Consider the following 18051-nt stretch of genomic DNA (forward strand, 5'->3'; position numbering starts at 1 on the left):
GGATGTTCGTTCACCTGCGCCTGCACACCGAGTTCTCCGTCGTCGACGGCACCAACCGCATCGACGAAGTCGTCAAGGCCGCCGCTGCCGACAAGCAGCCCGCGATGGCCATCACCGATCTCAACAACCTGTTCGGCGGGATCAAGTTCTACAAGGAAGCGCGCGGCAAGGGCGTCAAGCCCGTGATCGGCGCCGAGATCTTCCTCGAGGGCATGGGCAAGGATGCGGCGACGCTCACGCGCATCGTGCTGCTGGTGCAGAACAAGCAGGGCTACCTCAACCTCTCGGAGCTGCTGGCACGCGCTTGGACGCAGAACGTCGGCCGCGGCCAGGCCCAGGCGGCCTGCAAGCTCGAATGGGTGGAGGAACTGCAGGGCGGGCTGATCGCGCTGTCGGGCGCGCAGGCCGGCCCGCTCGGCGCGCCGCTGGCCGCGGGGCAGGGCGAACGCGCGGCCGAGCTCGCGCTGCGCCTCGCGGGCATCTTCCCGCACCGCTTCTACATCGAGTTGCAACGCGCCGGCCGGCCCGAGGACGAGCCGCACGTGCTGGCCGCGGTGCAACTGGCCGCGCGGCTGGGGCTGCCGGTGGTGGCCACGCACCCGGTGCAGTTCGCCACGCGCGAGGACTACGAGGCGCACGAGGCGCGCGTGTGCATCTCCGAGGGCGAGATCCTCGGCAACCCGCGGCGCGTGCGCCGCTTCACGCCCGAGCAGTACTTCAAGTCGAGCGCCGAGATGCAGGCGCTGTTCGCCGACATCCCGAGCGCGCTGGCCAACACGGTCGAGATCGCCAAGCGCTGCAGCCTGACGCTGGTGCTCGGCAAGCCGCAGCTGCCCGACTTCCCCACGCCCTTCGTGAGCGAAGGCGTGCGCATGCCGATCGACGAGTTCTTTCGCCAGGAATCGTTCGAGGGCCTCGAGAAGCGACTCGAGCACCTGTTCCCCGACGCGGCCAAGCGCGATGCGCAGCGGCCGCGCTACGTCGAGCGGCTCGAGTTCGAGATCAACACCATCCTGAAGATGGGGTTCCCGGGCTACTTCCTGATCGTGGGCGACTTCATCAACTGGGCCAAGCAGAACGGCTGCCCGGTCGGCCCGGGCCGGGGCTCGGGCGCCGGCTCGCTGGTGGCCTATGCGCTGAAGATCACCGACCTCGATCCGCTCGAATACAACCTGCTGTTCGAACGCTTCCTGAATCCCGAGCGCGTCTCGATGCCCGACTTCGACATCGACTTCTGCCAGGGCAACCGCGACCGCGTGATCGACTACGTGAAGGACAAGTACGGCCGCAACGCCGTGAGCCAGATCGCCACCTTCGGCACCATGGCCGCGCGCGCGGCCATCCGCGACGTGGGCCGGGTGCTCGACATGAGCTACATGTTCTGCGACGGCATCAGCAAGCTGATCCCGAACAAGCCCGGCATGTCGGTCACGCTGCAGTACCCGCCGCCGCAGAAGATCGAGGGCGACAAGAACAACTACGCGCTCGAGATGGAGCCGCAGCTCGCGGAGCGGCTCGAGAAGGAGGAAGAGGTCAAGACCGTGGTCGAGCTGGCGCAGAAGCTCGAAGGCATGACCCGCAACATCGGCATGCACGCCGGCGGCGTGCTGATCGCGCCCGGCAAGCTCACCGACTTTTGCCCGCTCTACCAGCAGCCTGGCAGCGACTCGGCCGTGAGCCAGTACGACAAGGACGACGTGGAGGCCATCGGCCTCGTGAAGTTCGACTTTCTGGGCCTGGCGACGCTGACGATCCTCGAGATCGCGCGCGAGTTCATCATGAAGCGGCACAAGGGCCGCGAGAACTTCGCCTACGAGAACATCCCGCTCAACGACGCGCCGACCTACCGGCTGTTCTCCGAGGGCAAGACCGAGGCCGTGTTCCAGTTCGAATCGCGCGGCATGCAGGGCATGCTGAAGGACGCGCGGCCGACCCGGCTCGAGGACCTGATCGCGCTCAACGCGCTCTACCGCCCGGGCCCGATGGACCTGATCCCGAGCTTCGTGGCGCGCAAGCACGGCCGCGAGGACGTGGAGTATCCGCACCCGGCCGTGGCCCAGATGCTCTCGGAGACCTACGGGATCATGGTCTACCAGGAGCAGGTGATGCAGACCGCGCAGATCCTGGGCGGCTACTCGCTCGGCGGCGCCGACCTGCTGCGCCGCGCGATGGGCAAGAAGAAGCTCGAGGAGATGGCCGAGCACCGCGAGAAATTCCGCGCCGGCGCCCTGAGCACGCACGGCATCGCGCAGGACAAGGCCGACGAGATCTTCGACCTGATGGAGAAGTTCGCGGGCTACGGCTTCAACAAGTCGCACGCCGCCGCCTACTCGCTGCTGGCCTATCACACGGGCTGGCTCAAGGTCCACTACACGGCCGAATTCTTCTGCGCCAACATGACGGTGGAAATGGACGACACCGACAAGCTCAAGGTGCTGTTCGAGGACGCGCAGAAGAACTTCGGCCTCACCTTCGAGCCGCCGGACGTGAACCGCGGCAACTACCGCTTCGAGCCGGTCACCGACAAGGTCATCCGCTACGGCCTGGGCGCCGTCAAGGGCACGGGCCAGCTCGCGGTCGAGGCCGTGGTGCGCGCGCGCGAGGAGGGCGGTCCGTTCAAGAGCCTGTACGACTTCTGCGTGCGCATCGACCGGCAGCGCATCAACAAGCGCACGGTCGAGGCGCTGATCAAGGCCGGCGCCTTCGATGCCATCCAGCAGAACCGCGCCTCGCTGATCGCCTCGGTCGACCGCGCCTTCGAATTCGCCAACGCGACCGCGGCCAATGCCGCGCAGGTCGACATCTTCGGCGACAGCGAGCACGGCTCGGCCACGGCCGAGCCCGAGCTGGTCGACGCCACGCCCTGGGGCGTGAAGGAACGCCTGACCTTCGAGAAGACGGCGGTCGGCTTCTACCTCTCGGGCCACCTGTTCGACGAGGTCTCGCACGAGGTGCGGCGCTTCTGCAAGCGCGAGATCACCGACCTGCTCGACAGCCGCGACCAGCAGGTGATCGCGGGCATCGTGAGCGACTTCCGCGTCATCAACGGCCAGCGCGGCCGACTCGCGATCTTCAAGCTCGACGACAAGTCCGACTCGATCGACGCCACTGCCGACGAGGCGCTGATGAACGCCAACCGCAACACGCTCAAGGACGACGAACTGGTGATCGTCTCGGGCCGGCTGCAGCCCGCGCGCGGCGGCTTCGAGGCGCGCTTCCAGGTGCAGCAGGTCTGGGACCTGGCCAGCGCGCGCTGCCGCTTCGGCAAGTTCCTGCGCGTGGCGGTCAACGGCAAGGCGCCCGACATCGCGCGCCTGCTCGAGGACTTCCCGGCGCGCACCGAGCAGAGCGAGCATGGCGAGCTGGTGCAGGGCCTGCCGGTGCGCCTGTCGATGGCGCGTGGCGGCGCGCAGGTCGAGCTGCAGCTCGGCGAGCGCGCGAAGTTCTTCCCGACCGATGCGGCGCTCGCGAGCTGGACCGCGCAGGCCGAGGCGGGCAAGGCAGCGGTCATCTACGAATAACCGCGCGGCGCGCAGGGACGGCGAAAAGCGATAGCGGGAACTCCTCGCGGTCAGGGCCTTCTTACCGGGGCAGGCTTCGCGCCTGCGCGTTTTCAACCGGCAAGTTCGAGGAGGAACATTCGCCATGCCATACAAGACCGCCACCGGCACCCGCAACGCATCCATCAAGCAGGCCTTCCTGGCCACAGCCGCCCTGGCGCTGGCACTGCCCCTGAGCAGCCTGGCCCAGTACGCCGGCCCGAGCTCGGTGCCCGCCATGACCGTCAAGCAATTGCTCGACACCGGCAAGGACGACCAGCACGCCACCCTGCGCGGCTTCATCGTCTCGCACGACGGCGGCGAGCACTACACCTTCGCCGACGACACCGGCCGCATGAAGGTGGAGATCGACGCCAAGTACTTCCCGCCCGGCGTGAGGATCGACGACAAGGTGCGCGTCGAGATCACCGGCGAGTTCGACAAGGACCTCGTGGGCAACAAGGTCGAGCTCGACGTCAAGCAGCTGGTCGTGGTGCGCTGAGCGCGCCCTTCTCGACCAGCGCGTGCTCGATCCCGTCGAGCACCGCCTCCGGTGCGTGCAGCCAGTCCTTCGCGAGCACCTGCCGCACCTCCCAGCCGAAGGCATCGAGGATCCGCGGGCGCGATACATAGCGCTCGAGCACGTTGCGGTTCTCGTAGTGGGCCGCCGTGTCCACGAGGATGCCCAGCGCGTAGTGGCTGTCGCCCGCGCCTGAACCCGTGCCGGCGGCACGGATCGCCAGATCGCAGCGAAAGCGCGACTGGCCCACCTGTTCGTCCACCGCATGGCCGCGCGCGCGCAGCGCGGCCGCGAGCTGCACGCTCACCGCGTCGGCCCGCGCGTGGCCCGCCCGCGCCGCGCCGCGCGCGAGCGGGTTCATGTCCTCGAGCACGCGCGTGGCGGTGGCATCGTCGCCGCGCGACAGGCATTCGGCATAGCGCAGGAAATTCTTCAGCGCCGCGGCGCCCTCGTTGTGGTCGTTGGTGATCGCCTCGTGGCGGATCGTCGAGACCACCGCCATGTGGTGGCGTGCGCGGCTGAAGATCACGTTGAGCCGCTTCTCGCCGCCGCGCTGGTTGATCGGCCCGAAGTTCATCAGCATGCGGCCCTCGGCATTCGGGCCGTAGCAGATGCTCAGCAGGATGATGTCGCGCTCGTCGCCCTGCACGTTCTCGAGGTTCTTGATGAACAGGCCGCAGAACTGGTCGTCCTCCTCGCGCACGTACTCGGCCTCGAGCCGCGCCGCGAACTCGGCGTCGGCCGCGGCGAGGCTGTCGAGCTCGGCCTCGATCTCGCCCTGCTGCGCTTCCGAAAAGGCCACGATGCCGAGGCTGCGCCCGGTGCCGCGGCGCAGCAGCTCGCGCACCAGCTGCGCGATGTGGCGCGCTTCGCCGCTGTTGCGGCGGCTGTCGTAGACCGCGTCGGTCACGCGGTGGAAGCTGATGGCGCGCGAGAGCAGCGCATCGGCCTGCGCGGCCACCGACTCGGCCGTGGCGGCGCTCGACTGCACCAGGATCTCGGCGCGCGCCTCGCTCGGCAGGCTGCGGTCGGGGATCGTGTAGAGGTTGCCCGCGTAGAAGGCCGCGTTCGAGAAGCCGATCAGCGACTCGTAGCGGCTGCGGTAGTGCCAGGCCAGCAGGGTGGCCGGCAGGTTGCGCGCGCCCTGGTTCAGCAGGCTGTCGGCATCGAGCACCACCGCGATGCGGTCGCCCTCGTTGTCCTCGTCCTCGACCGACACGGTCTGGTCCTCGGCATCGCGGCCCGACGAGAAGAAGCTGGTCGGCGGCAGCTGCATCTCGTCGCCCACCACGATGATCTGCGGCGCGCGGTAGAGCGCGGGCACCGCTTCCTCGACCGGGATCTGGCTCGCCTCGTCGAAGATCACCACGTCGAACAGGTCGGCCGCGAGCGGCAGCGTATCGGACACCGACAGCGGGCTCATGAGCCAGATCGGCTTCATGTCGCGCACCACCTGCCCGGTCTCGCCGCTCGCGAGTTCGCGGATCGCCTTGTAGCGCATGGTCTTGCCGAACTCGTGCTCGAGCTCGCGGCGCCCGGCGTTGTAGCTTTTCTTGAATGCCTTGCCCTCGGCATCGAGCTGGCTCGCGGGCAGGGCGCTCTTCTGCACGTGGTCGCGGAAGCGCTGGCGCACGGCGGCGGCCAGCGTGCGCGCATTGCGGCCGAGCAGTTGGCGCTCGGCATCGCCCAGTCGCTGCGCATGGCGCGCGAGCGTGGCCGCATCGAAGCGCGGCAGCCAGCGCTCGGTGCGGTAGACGCGCTCGAGGCCCTCGCGCGCGACCGCGAATTCGATCGCCTCGGGCACGAGCGGCAGGCCGCGCAGCGCGGCGGCCACGGCCGGGTCGGCATCGGCGAGTTCCTGCAGCGGCGCGAGCACCGCGGGCAGCGCATCGGCCTGGTCGTGCAGCGTGCGCGCGAGGTCTTCGAGCGTGGCCAACGGCAGGGCTGCGGGATCGTGGACCAGGTCGCGCCACAGCGCATCGAGCGCGTCGCAGCGTGAGCCCGCGGCGACCAGGCGTTCGACGTCGCGGCTCGCGCCGGGCGCGCTGCGCAGATGGGCCTGGAAGGCGACGCGCAGGCTGCCGGCATCGTCGAGGCCGCGCAGCGTCTGCATCTGCTGCGCGTAGGCCTCGGGGTCGGTGCAGCCGTAGTCGGCTTCGAGCCGCGCGGCCTGCTTTTGCAGCGCGGCGCGGGCGGTGTGCTCGGCGAGCAGCTCCTCGAGCAGTTGCGCGGGCTTGGGCCGCACCGCGTGCGCGGCGTGGTCGTAGCGGCGCTTGAGTTCGCTCGACAGCCGCCACCACGAGGGCTGGAGGAAGCGCAGCAGCGAGTGCTGCTGGCGCGCGGGCCTGCGCGAGGCCGGCCTCGGTGTCGGCGGGCGAGAGCTTGTCGCGCCAATGGGCGGTGCGTTGCAGCTTCTCGTCGAGCGCCTGCTGCAGGCCGCGGCGTTCGGTGAGCGCGGCATTCAGCGCCTGGCTCGCGGGATGGATGCATCGAGCAGCGCGAGCTGCCCGCGCGCGGCCAGCGTCGCGACGCGGCGCGCATCGGCCACCAGATCGAGCGCGTCGCGCCATGTGGCGCCGGCTTCGGCCAGCGGTGGCCAGGCCTCGACCAGCGCATCGCGGCAGGCACCGCTTTGCGCCGCGGCGCGTTCGGCGCCTTCGACCAGCGCGGCCAGCGGCTTGGGCTGGCGCAGCAGCGCGGGCGCGAGCAGCGCGAACGGATGCTGCGCGAGCGTGGGCGCGCCCAGGCTCTCGGTGACGGCCAGGTGCAGCCGCGCGGCCAGCTCGGCATGGCGGCGCCAGGCCGCGTAGTCGGGCAGGGCCTCGGCCTGCAGCGGCGTGAGCTTGGGATCGGCGGTCTTGAGCGCGACCAGTCGCGCCACCAGCTCGCGCAGCGTGACGGCCAGGTGCGCGGGCACCTCGCGCATCGCGGCATCGAAGCGCTCGAGCGCGCGCAGGTCGAGGTCCATCGCATCGAGCAGCCGCGTGCGTTCGCCGCCCTCGGCCTCGAGCGTGGAGGGCGCCTCGAGCCACTGCTCGTAGGTCTGGCGCAGGTTCTGCACGAAGGCCTTCTTGTCGCCCTGCGAGTCGTGGATCATGCAGCACAGCTCGTCCAGCCCCTGCTGGCGCAGGCGGTGGAACACCACGTCGATCGCGGCGCGCTTCTCGCAGACGAACAACACGCGCCGGCCGCGCCCCACGTAGTCGGCGATCAGGTTGGTGATGGTCTGCGACTTGCCGGTGCCCGGCGGCCCCTGGATGATGTAGCTGGCCCCGGTGCGCGCCAGCGCCACCGCGGCGGTCTGGGTCGCGTCGGCCTGCACCACCGGCCATTGCTCGGCCAGCGGCAGCACCGCGGGCGCCTCGGTGTCGACCTGGCGCGGCTGCAGCGAGAACACGCGGTCGAAGGCCTCGCTCGCCATGTCCGATTCGACCAGCCCGCTGTAGTCGCGCACCAGCGACATCTTGCGGTGGTTGAAGTTGCCGAGCGTCACGGCCGTGAGGTCCACGTCCCACTGGTAGGGGTTGCCGGCGTTCTCGCGCAGCGCGAAGGTCTGGCGCTCGGCCTCGGCGGGCGCCGTCTGTGGTGCCATTTGCGGCGCCATCTGCGGCGCGCGCGGTGTCGGGCGCGCGCCCACCGCGCCGGCCAGCGGCAGCGGCACGCGCTGCACGCGGGCATGAAAGAGCTGCAGCCCGCGCGGGCGGAAATCGTCCTGCGCATAGCTGTAGTCGGTGGCCGCGAGGGACAAGGCCGAGGGCGCGCGTTCGCGCACGCGCCGCTTGAACTGCTCGAGCCGCTGGCGCGCGCGCTGGTGGATCAGCGCGATCTCGGGCTGCCGCAGCAGCCGCAACTGCACGCCGGGCTCGGTGCGCGCGATCTGCGCGGCCAGCTCGGCATGAAACTGTTCGATCGAGGTCTCGCGCAGGTCGATGCTCTCGGGCAGCACGATGCCGTAGAGCTGGCGCAGGTGATGGCGCAGCGTCGGGTTGACCTGGGCCTCGGGGCCCGCGGCCTCGAGCAGGTACTGGTCGCGCACGCCCTTCTTGCGCGCGAGCTCCACCGGCAGCATCAGCAGTGGCGAGACGATGCGCTCGTCGGCGTCCTCCTTGAGGTTGTGCCAGCGCAGGAAGGCGATCACCAGCGAGAGCTGCGACAGGCCGTACTCGGCGCGGTCGCGCCGCGCCTCCTGCAGGATGCGGTCGAGCGCACCGGGCAGGTAGGGCTGGTCCTCGAAGCGCAGCCAGCGCGCGAGCGGCACCGGGTCGCCGCTCGCGACCTCGGCGGCGAAGCGGCCGTCCCACACGCAGAGCTGGTCGACGCGGATGCTCTGCAGGTCGACCACCAGCGGTACGCTGGCCACCGTGAGGTTGACGTGCGCCTGCGTGGGCTTGAAGTACAGCAGCCGGTTGCGCCGCGAGAGGTCGAACAGCCGGTCGCGCAGGTGCAGCTGGATCGCCTGGCGGCGCTGGCCCGCGCCGTCCTTCGGGTTCGCGAGGCGCTCCAGGCCCAGGTCCAGCGGCTGGTCGCGGTAGGTCTCGAGGCGGCGGATCACCGAGGGCAGGTCGCGCGTGCGCTCGTGGCGATCGAGCGCCGTCATCTCGACGATCACCGCGGCCAGCACCGGGTGCAGCCGGCGGTTGATCTCGAACAGGTTGCCGCGGTGCTCGGCGAAGCGCGCGAGCTCCTCGCCCTGCGTGAAGTCGAGCCCGCAGGCCAGGCTGGCCAGCACCTGGCCCAGGCACAGCATGTCGCTGAGCGCATCGTGGTGCGCGAAGCGCTGCTCCCAGGCGCCGTAGCCGGGCAGGTAGGCCGGGCGCTGCGGCACCGTATCGGGCGTGGCCTCGGGCAGCACCTCGAGGTTCTCGCGCGCGACGCCGATGCCGCCCTCGACGGTGACGCGTTCCTCGCCGACCACGCGCAGCACCGAGGCCACCGGGCGCTCGAGCGGCGCGATCGCCTGCGGGTTGCGCTTCGGCTCGGCGCCCGCGGGCTGGGCCAGTTCCAGCGCGGGCAGCTCGTTCACGCGGTAGGCCATCGCATGGCCCAGCGCGGCGACCCGGCCCTGCTCGTGCAGCGCCGAGACTTCGCGCAGCAGCGGCAGCGCGAGGGCGAGCACGTCGTCGGTCTGCAGGCCGCCGTGGGCATCGGCGGTGTCGAGCAACTGCAACAGCGGTGCGATGCCCGTCATGCCGTGGCGCTCCGTGCGTGCTGGGCCCGGGCCTTGTCGAGCACGGTGGTGACGTCGCGCTTGACGCGCGCGAGCGTGCGCCTGGCCAGCTTGAGGTCCTGCGCGAGCCGCTGCTCGAGGGGCGCGGCGCAGCCCAGCGGCTCGGCCAGCGCGAGCGCCGCGGCCAGCGCGGCATCGTCGAGCTCGGGATCGGCCGCGACGAAATCGACCAGCACGCTGGCCATGTAGTCGTGCAGCCCGACGGGCAGCGGATCGGGCGGCGGCGGTTCGACGGCCTGCGGCAGCGAGGGCACGAAGCCCGGGAAGAAGCGCCGCGCATGCGCGAGCAATGGATCGGACTGCATGAAAGGCTCGCGCAGCAGCCGCGCGACCACGGCGCGGGTCAGGCCGCCCACGCGCTCCTGGCCCAGCACGTCGAGCGTGCCGAGGTCGAGCGGGCCTTCGAGCGCGCCGGCCAGCCAGGCATCGGCCTGCGGATCGCGCTCGCTCCACAGCCGCAGCGCGCGGGCACGCACGAAGACCTCGGGATGGCTGGTGCCGCGCGTCGCCGCATCGGGCCCGGCGCTGATCTCGTCGGCCTGGCGCAGGTAGCTCGCGGCATGGACCTGCGCGAGGCCGGTCTGCACCTTGACCAGCGCGCTCACCGCGGGCTCGAGCGCGCCGCAGCCCACGCAGGCGCCGCGATCGGCGAAGGCCTCGGTGTAGAGGCTGTGGCGTCGCGCGGTCTGCAGATGGCTCGCGTCGGCGCGCGGATCGGCCGCGGTCGCCTGCAGCAGCCGGTCGACCACCAGGTGGCGGCCGTCGTCGCGCGTCCACAGCAGGTGGTGGGCCAGTTCGTGGCCGAGCACGGCCTGCAGCTCGGGCCCCTGCAGCCGCTCGAGCAGCGGGCCCGAGAGCACGATGTGGGCCTCGCCCGGCAGCATGTGGATGGCGGCGTTCATCGCGCCATCCTGGCCCTGGTAGAGCGTGATCGGCACGGTGACGCCGAGCCGCTGCGCGACCAGCGCGCTGTGCGCATGCAGCTCGGGATGCGCGTCGGCGTCGAGCCGGTACGACTGGCGCAGCAGCTCGGCGCGCACGGCCACCGCATGCTCCTCGCGCGCCTCGGCCGAGGCGGCCCAGCGCCAGGCCTCGGGCTCGTTCGCCTGCAGGTGGGTGGCCAGCGCCTGCTGGTAGGGCAGTGGGACGAGGTCGCCGAGCGCGACGGGAGAGGAGTCGACCATGTCGGGATCGCCGGTGACAAGAGTTGCCGACGATCCTAAACGAGCACCGTGGCGGCGCCGTCCCTCTTCAGTGCGCCATCGGCGCGACCGCGAGGTCGGGCAGCACGTTCATGATGCGCAGGGTCTCCTGCACCACCTGGCTGAACACCGGCGCGGCCACCAGCCCGCCGAAGTACTTGCCGGCACCGGGCTCGTCGACCATCACCGCAACGATGATGCGCGGCTTGTCGATCGGCGACATGCCGGTGTACCAGGCGCGGTACTTGTCGGAGGCATAGCCCTTGCCGACCTGCTTGTGGGCGGTGCCGGTCTTGCCGCCCACCGAATAGCCCATGGTCTGCGCCAGCGGCGCGGTGCCGCCGGGCGCGGCCGCCAGGTGCATCATCTGGCGCACCTCGCTGGCCACCAGCGGCGAGAACACCTGCACGCCCGTGGGCGGCGTGCCGTCGTTCTTCAGCAGGCTGACCGGGATCACCTCGCCGTCGTGCGCGAAGGCGGTGTAGGCATGGGCGATCTGGAACAGCGAGGCCGAGAGGCCGTAGCCATAGGACATGGTGGCCTGCTCGATCGGCCGCCACGACTTCCACGGCCGCAGCCGCCCGGTCACCGCGCCCGGGAACACGGTCTGCGGCTTCTGGCCCAGGCCGACCGCGGTCAGCGAGTTCCACATCTCCTGCGCCGACATGCGCTGCGAGATCTTGGTGGCGCCGACGTTGCTCGACTTCTGGATCACGCCCTCGACCGTGAGCACGCCGAAGTTCTCGTCGTCGTGGATGGTGGCGCCCGAGACGGTGATGCGGCCCGGGTTGGTGTCGATGATGGTCTTGGGCGTGACGCGGCCGAGCTGCAGCGCGGTCGCGATGGTGATCGGCTTCATGGTCGAGCCGGGCTCGAAGACGTCGGTCATGGCGCGGTTGCGCAGCTGCTCGCCGCTGAGGTTGCGCCGGTCGTTGGGGTTGTAGCTCGGGTAGTTGGCCATCGCCAGCAGCTCGCCGGTGCGCGCGTCGACCACCACCACGCTGCCGGCGCGGGCCTTGTTCGCGACCACGGCGTCGCGGATCTTCTCGTAGGCCACCGATTGCACGCGGTCGTCGATGCTCAGCTGGATGTCGCGCCCGTCGGTCGGCGGCACCTGGTCCTCGGTGTCCTCGACGATGTGGCCGAGCCGGTCCTTCAGCACATGGCGCGAGCCGGCCTTGCCGGCGAGGTCCTTGTCGAAGGCCAGCTCCACGCCTTCCTGGCCGATGTCCTCGACATTGGTGAAGCCGGCCAGGTGGGCCGCGGCCTCGCCCTCGGGGTATTGGCGGCGGTAGTCGCGGCGCAGGTAGAGGCCCTTGATGCCGAGCGCCGCCACCTGCTTGGCCACGGATTCGTCGACCTGGCGCCGGATCCAGACGAAGCTCTTGTCCTCGTCCTCGAGCTTCTTGTCGAAGTCCTTCTGCGGCATGCCGAGCAGCCGTGCCGCTTCGTGCAGCCGGGCCTGCACCGCGGGATCGCCGCGCTCGATGTCCTCGGGAATGGCCCAGATGCTGGGCGCGGGAATGTCGGAGGCCAGGATCAGTCCGTTGCGGTCGAGGATGCGGCCGCGGTTGGCCGGCAGCTCGAGCGTGCGCAGGTAGCGCACCTCGCCCTGGTGCTGGAAGAAGTCGTTGTCGAAGACCTGCACGTAGGCCGCGCGCACCGCGAGCAGCAGGAAGCCGAAGGCCACGGCCGCGACGATGAGCTTGCTGCGCCAGACCGGTGTCCTGCTCGCGAGCAGGGGGCTGCTGCCATACCGGATGTGTCCGTTGGGCTTCATCGTTCTTGTGAGGGAGCGCTCTTCCCCGCCGTGTTGTTGTGGGCGGTAGAGGGGGCCGGAGGCCGCGAGTTCCGGGCCGGCGCGCGCGCTCATTCGGCGCTAAGACTGCGGCGGCGCGCGGCCGAAGCGCCGCGCCGCTCGCGTCTTCACCGCATCACTGCGATTTCGGCCGCACGCTGATGATCGGGAACGGCGAGGGCACGCGGCCGTCGACGTCGCGCGGCATCACCTCGGTCTTCTGCACCGCGCGCAGGGCGGCGTCGTCCCAGGCGGCATTGCCGCTGGACTTCACGAGGCGCGGCGTGCCGACGATGGTGCCGTCGGGCGAGGTCTGGATCTGGATCTCGGCCGCGGGGTTGTCGCTGATCGAGTTCGGATCGAACACCACGTTGCGCTTGATCAGCGCGGCCACGCGGCCGAAGTAGCCGGCCGACGGACCGCCGCTGCCCGCGCCCTTGCCCGAGCGCGGACCGGTGGTCTGTTCGGCCGTGGAGCCGGCCTGGCCCATCAGGCGGCGCAGGTTGTCCTGGCGGTCCTTGTCGAGCTGCGCCTTCTGCTGTTCGAGCTTCTTGGCGTCGTCGCGCTTCTTCTGTTCCGCGAGCTTCTGCTGCTCGGCCTGCTTCTGCTGCTGCAGTTCCTTCTGGCGGTCTTCCTCGCGCTTCTTGGCCTCGAGCTGGTCCTTCTCCTTCTTGGCCTGCGCTTCCTGGCGCTTCTTTTCCTGCTGGCGCTGCTGTTCCTGCTCGCGCTCGCGTTGTTCCTTCTCCTCGCGCAGCTTCTTCTCGCGCTCGAGCGCGATGTCGGGCGCCTTGGGCGCTGGCGTGGGATCGGGCCGCACGGCCTGCGGAGGAGGTGGCGGGGGCGGGGGCGGGGGAGGCGGCGGTGCGGGCGTGGGCGCGGGGGCGGGCGGCGGATTGGCGATGCGCGGCGCGGCCACCTGCTGCGTGGGCGACCACAGCTCGGCTTCCACCGCGTCGTCGTCGCCTTCGCTCTTCCAGCGCACGCCCCAGGTCAGGGCGGCGATCAGCAGCGCGTGCGCGATCAGCGCGAGCACCACGGCGCGCGGCGTGCCGCGCTGCGGCGGCGGCGCGAACTCGGGGCGATCGAGGGCGAGTGACATGCGTTCTCGGGTCCGGCTGGCGCTACTTGGCGTTGGTGGTCTGGACCGACAGGCCCACGCGCTCGATGCCGGCGCGCTTGAGCTGGTTCATGGCCTTCACCACGGTCTCGTACTTGACCGACTTGTCGGCGCTGATGACCACCGGGCGCTGGTCATCGCCGTTCTGCGCGGCCTTGGCGATGCTGCCGATCTGCGTCATCGGCACCGAGGCGCCGCCGGTGCCCTGGGACGGGTCCTTCTTGACCTGGACCTCGTCGTCGCTCTTGATGACGATCTCGATCGGCTTGTCGGGCTGCTTGTTGGCGCGGTCGACCGTGGGCAGGTTGATCACGCTCGGCGTGATGAGCGGCGCGGTGACCATGAAGATGATCAGCAGCACCAGCATCACGTCGATGAACGGGACCATGTTGATCTCGTTGATGGTGCGGCGACCGCGGCCGCGGGACGAAACGGCGGGCATGCGTGCGCGCTCCGGTTCAGCGGTTGGTGGCCGAGGGGCCCGCCGGGGCCGCCGCGGACGGGTTGGAAGAGAGGTTGCGCTGGAGGATGTTCGAGAACTCCTCGATGTAGGTCTCCAGGGCGATCGCAATCTTGTCGATCTCGCGCGCGAAGCGGTTGTAGCCCACCACGGCCGGGATGGCGGCGAACAGGCCGATGGCGGTGGCCACCAGCGCTTCGGCGATGCCGGGCGCCACGGTGGCGAGCGTGACCTGGGTCAGCGCGGCCAGGCCGGTGAAGGCATGCATGATCCCCCAGACCGTGCCGAACAGGCCGACGTAGGGCGAGACCGAGCCCACGGTGGCGAGGAAGGACAGGTTCTGTTCGGCCGCGTCGAGCTCGCGCTGGAAGCTCGCGCGCATCGCGCGGCGGGCGCCGTCGAGCAGCGTGGGCGCGTCGCTCACGTGGCGCTCGCGCAGCTTCTGATACTCGCGCATGCCGGAGGCGAAGATGCGTTCCATGGGGCCGGCGAACTTGGCGTTCTGCGCGGCAGAGGCGAACAGCTCGTTGAGGCTGGTGCCCGACCAGAACTCGCGTTCGAAGTCGTCGTTGAGCGCGCGCATGCGCTTGAGCGCGAAGTACTTGCGGATGATCGCGGCCCAGCTTGCGATCGAGACGATCACCAGGAGGAGCACGACCGCTTGCACCATGAAACTGGCATGGAGCAGGAGATTGATGATGGAGAGATCTTGATTCATGGCTTGAAGGGTTGAGTCATGGAGCCGCGATAGCGTTCGAGGGTTCCCGAAACCTGCGCCGGAATCCGTGCCGGGCGCAGGCTGGCGGCGTCGACCCAGCCGATGCGGATCGTGCCTTCGCACAGCAGGGTGGGGGTGGCGCCCGCCTGCTCCGGCTTCAGCAGCACGGTCTGCGCGATTATCAGTGAGGCGGAGCCCATCTGGCGTAGGTCGGCGGTGACGATGAGCTGATCGTCGAGGCGGGCGGGGCGGTGGTATTTGATCTGGGTCTCGCTGACGACGAACTGGCCGCCTGTTTCATTGCGCAGCTTGTTCTGCTCGACGCCCAGGGAGCGAAGCCATTCGGTGCGGCCGCGTTCCATGAACTTGAGGTAGTTGGCGTAGAAGACGATGCCGCCGGCGTCGGTGTCTTCCCAGTAGACGCGTAGGGGGAACTCGTAAGTCATTCTTTTTTGAGGCTGTTGGCCGGGACTCGCCCCGGCGGGCGAGTCACTTTCTTTTGCTTCGCCAAAAGAAAGTAACCAAAGAAAAGGCGACCCACTGTCGGGACCCCTTCGCTTCGCTACGGGGCAACCTGCGGTGCTCGCGTTTCGCGGGGTCTCGCAGAACTCGCTCCGCTGCGCTGCGCTCAGACAGCTGCGAGCCCTTATCCGCGAAACGCTGCGCTCCTCGGCGCAGCCAGAGGGGTGGTTCGGGCCGTCGCTGCGCTCGGCCCTGTGTTTGTCTTGTCCCCTCTCCCTCTGGGAGAGGGTTAGGGTGAGGGCACCGGGCCTCACCGATGTTGCGACGGTATCCACCGCCCCGGAGCCCTCACCCCAGCCCTCTCCCAGAGGGAGAGGGAGCAATATCCCAAGCCGAGCGAAGCGAAGGCCCGAATGGATGTCGTGTGGCCGAGCGAAGCAAAGGCCCGAGTCACTCCCCTCTGGCTGTGCCGAGGAGCGCAGGCGTAGGCGGGATCAGGGCCGCAGCTGTCTGAGCGCAACGCAGTGGAGCGAGTTCTGCGGACCCCCGCCGTAGCCGAGCACCGCAGGTTGCCCGTAGCGAAGCGAAGGGACACAGACAGCGGGGTCGCCTTTTCTTTGCCTACTTTCTTTTGGCGAAGCAAAAGAAAGTAGGTCCGCCGCCGGGCGGAATTCCCGGCCAACGGCCTCAACAAAAACGCAGCGTCAAACCAGAAAGCCGAACCCCTCATCCAGCCAAACCACGCAACCGACCAATAGCTTCCTCAAGATGCGCCATCGAACTGGCCGTAGAGAACCGAACAAAGCGAGCAGTATCAGCAGTCCCGAAGTCGCGACCAGGAGTCACAGCCACATGCGCCCGCTTCATAGCCTCGAACGCAAAATCCCAGCTCCCCGAAATCCCGAGCCGAGCAGCCAGCCCCGAACAATCGGCCCAGGCGTAGAAAGCGCCATCGGGAACCACCGGAACCGGTAGCCCCAACGCCTCGAGCTGCGGAATGAACCAGTCGCGCCGAGCCTTGAACTCACCGCGCCGACGCTCGTACTCCGCAATGCTCTCCGCCTCGAAGCAAGCCAGCGCCGCGTACTGCGCCACCGTGCTCGCACAGATGAACAGGTTCTGCGCCAGCCGTTCCACCACAGGCACCAGAACATCGGGCACCACCAGCCACCCCAGCCGCCAGCCCGTCATGTTGAAGTACTTGCTGAAGCTGTTGATGCTGATCACGTTGTCGTCGATCGCGAGCGCCGTCTGCCCGTAGGCATCGTCATAGGACAGCCCCAGGTAGATCTCGTCGATCAGCGTGATGCCGCCGCGCGAACTCACCACCTCGTGGATGCGCCGCAACTCGTGGCGCGCGATCGAGGTGCCGGTGGGGTTCGAGGGCGAGGCCAGCAGCACGCCGCGGGTCTTGTCGGTCCAGGCGGCCTCGACCTTGTCGGCGCTGAGCTGGAAACGCTCCTCGGCGGTGGTCGGGATCAGCACGGCCTTGCCTTCGGCCGCGCTCACGAAGTGGCGGTTGCAGGGATAGCTGGGATCGGGCAGCAGGATCTCGTCGCCGGCCTCGATCAGCGTGAGGCAGGCCAGCTGCAGCGCGGCCGAGGGCGCCGGCCGTCACCACGATGCGGCGCGCCGGCACGTCGACGCCGAAGCGGTCGCGATACCACTGGCTGATGCGTTCGCGCAGGTGGTCGAGGCCGGTGGCCTGGGTGTATTGCGTGGCACCGGCACGCACCGCGCGCGCCGCGGCTTCCTGCACCAGCGGCGGCGCGGTGAAGTCGGGCTCGCCGATGTTCAGGAAGATCATCGGCCGGTCGGTGTGGGCCACCTCGCGCGCCAGCTTGCCGGCGGCCTTGGCCACTTCCATCACGTAGAAGGGCTCGATGCGCTCGGCCCGGGTCGAAATCCTCATGCGGGGTGCCTCGCGAAAGAAGATGGAGGAAGAGAAGGAGATGGCGACGGGATCAGGGCCGCGCCTTGCCGGTCGCGCGGTCGGCCTCGACCTCGAGCGGACGCAGCTGGGGCGCGAGGCCGTTGAGCACCGCGTTCACGTACTTGTGGCCGTCGGTGCCGCCGAACTCCTTGGCGAGCTCGATGCATTCGTTGAGCACCACGCGCCACGGCACGTCGAGGCAGTGCTGGAACTCGTAGACGCCGATCCACATCACGGCATGCTCGATCGGCGAGATCTCGGCCAGCTTGCGGTCGAGCAGCGGCACGATCAGCGCGTCGAGCTGTTCGGCGCCTTCGATCGAGCCGTGCAGCAGCGCGTCGTAGTGCGCGGCATCGGCCTTGTGGAAGCCCGCGAGGTCGCGCGTGAAGCTGTCGATGGCGGCCGGCTCGTTGCGGCCCACCAGGTGCTGGTAGAGCGCCTGCAGCGCGAACTCGCGCGCGCGGGTGCGGTTGGACTTGGCCGAGGCCTTGCGCGCGCCGGTGGCGGTCAGGCCGGTGCGCGTCGCGCGCGCCTTGTCCGGTCGTGCGGAACGCTGCGGCGCAGCGCCTCCCTGGTCTTCTTGGGTGGTGTCGTCGGTCATGAAAGGTCGGCCAGCAGTCGCGCCATTTCGACCGCCACGCGGGCCGCGTCGCGGCCCTTGTCGGTCTGGCGGGCGACGGCCTGCTCGAGGTTCTCGGTGGTGAGGATGGCGTTGGCGATGGGCAGCTTGTAGTCGAGCGCGACGCGGCTCACGCTCGCGCCCGATTCGTTGGCCACCAGCTCGAAGTGGTAGGTCTCGCCGCGGATGATGCAGCCCAGCGCGACCAGCGCGTGGTAGCCGCCGCGCTCGGCCAGCGCCTGCAGCGCGACCGGCACTTCGAGCGCGCCGGGCACGCGCACGTGGTGGATGTCGTTGGCGGCCACGCCCAGCGCCGCGAACTCGTCGAGGCAGGCGCGGGCGAGCGCATCGGTGATGTCGGCATTGAAGCGCGCCTGCACGATGCCGATGCGCAGTCCCTTGCCGCTGTTGCCGTCCAGCGGCTTGTCGGCCGCGCCCTGGTTTGCACCTTGCATG

Annotated in this window: 12 protein-coding genes and 1 pseudogene; 2 read left to right on the plus strand and 11 right to left on the minus strand. The window is 69.7% G+C overall.

Annotated features, from left to right (window positions below):
- Window positions 1–2 precede the first annotated feature (2 nt).
- The gene (gene dnaE / locus ACHMXE_RS24940) at window positions 3–3521 is read left to right on the plus strand and encodes a DNA polymerase III subunit alpha (protein ID WP_395351983.1); all 3519 of its coding nucleotides are present in this window, start codon (window positions 3–5) and stop codon (window positions 3519–3521) included.
- A gap of 124 nt (window positions 3522–3645) precedes the next feature.
- Entirely contained in the window at window positions 3646–4041 is a 396-nt protein-coding gene (locus ACHMXE_RS24945) for a YgiW/YdeI family stress tolerance OB fold protein (protein WP_093344340.1), read from the plus strand.
- On the opposite strand, the gene ACHMXE_RS24950 is transcribed toward ACHMXE_RS24945, so the two are convergent.
- From ACHMXE_RS24950 to ribH, 11 genes and pseudogenes are all read right to left on the minus strand, one after another.
- Window positions 4016–6520, minus strand: coding sequence for an AAA domain-containing protein (locus ACHMXE_RS24950; RefSeq protein WP_395351985.1), 2505 nt, complete (start codon window positions 6518–6520; stop codon window positions 4016–4018). The two genes, ACHMXE_RS24945 and ACHMXE_RS24950, sit on opposite strands and share 26 nt — an antisense overlap.
- The gene (locus ACHMXE_RS24955; protein WP_395351987.1) at window positions 6521–9247 is read right to left on the minus strand and encodes a DUF4011 domain-containing protein; all 2727 of its coding nucleotides are present in this window, start codon (window positions 9245–9247) and stop codon (window positions 6521–6523) included.
- Entirely contained in the window at window positions 9244–10470 is a 1227-nt protein-coding gene (locus ACHMXE_RS24960; protein WP_395351989.1) for a M48 family metalloprotease, read from the minus strand. Before ACHMXE_RS24960 ends, ACHMXE_RS24955 begins: the two co-directional genes overlap by 4 nt.
- A 67-nt stretch (window positions 10471–10537) precedes the next feature.
- Window positions 10538–12268 carry a peptidoglycan D,D-transpeptidase FtsI family protein gene (locus ACHMXE_RS24965; RefSeq protein WP_395351991.1) on the minus strand — a complete coding sequence of 577 codons (1731 nt, stop codon included), beginning with the start codon at window positions 12266–12268 and terminating at the stop codon, window positions 10538–10540.
- 154 nt (window positions 12269–12422) lie between these two features.
- On the minus strand, window positions 12423–13385 hold the full coding sequence (gene tolA, locus ACHMXE_RS24970; RefSeq protein WP_395351993.1) for a cell envelope integrity protein TolA: 963 nt from the start codon (window positions 13383–13385) through the stop codon (window positions 12423–12425).
- 22 nt (window positions 13386–13407) lie between these two features.
- The gene (locus ACHMXE_RS24975; RefSeq protein ID WP_057594490.1) at window positions 13408–13845 is read right to left on the minus strand and encodes a biopolymer transporter ExbD; all 438 of its coding nucleotides are present in this window, start codon (window positions 13843–13845) and stop codon (window positions 13408–13410) included.
- A 16-nt stretch (window positions 13846–13861) separates the two neighbouring features.
- Window positions 13862–14581: a protein TolQ gene (gene tolQ / locus ACHMXE_RS24980; protein ID WP_093344331.1), complete on the minus strand. Its 720-nt coding sequence runs from the start codon at window positions 14579–14581 to the stop codon at window positions 13862–13864.
- On the minus strand, window positions 14578–15027 hold the full coding sequence (gene ybgC, locus ACHMXE_RS24985; RefSeq protein ID WP_093344330.1) for a tol-pal system-associated acyl-CoA thioesterase: 450 nt from the start codon (window positions 15025–15027) through the stop codon (window positions 14578–14580). The genes tolQ and ybgC overlap by 4 nt, the downstream gene beginning before the upstream one ends.
- Window positions 15028–15769: 742 nt before the next feature.
- Window positions 15770–16955, minus strand: a pseudogene (locus ACHMXE_RS24990) (pyridoxal phosphate-dependent aminotransferase).
- Window positions 16956–17007: 52 nt separating this feature from the next.
- Complete coding sequence (nusB, locus tag ACHMXE_RS24995) at window positions 17008–17577, minus strand: transcription antitermination factor NusB (protein WP_203201419.1); 570 nt, start codon at window positions 17575–17577, stop codon at window positions 17008–17010.
- Complete coding sequence (gene ribH, locus ACHMXE_RS25000; protein ID WP_203201418.1) at window positions 17574–18050, minus strand: 6,7-dimethyl-8-ribityllumazine synthase; 477 nt, start codon at window positions 18048–18050, stop codon at window positions 17574–17576. Before ribH ends, nusB begins: the two co-directional genes overlap by 4 nt.
- Window position 18051: the final 1 nt, after the last annotated feature.

Origin of the sequence: Variovorax sp. UC122_21 (assembly GCF_044056785.1) — a bacterium.
In the GTDB taxonomy this organism is placed as follows: domain Bacteria; phylum Pseudomonadota; class Gammaproteobacteria; order Burkholderiales; family Burkholderiaceae_C; genus Variovorax.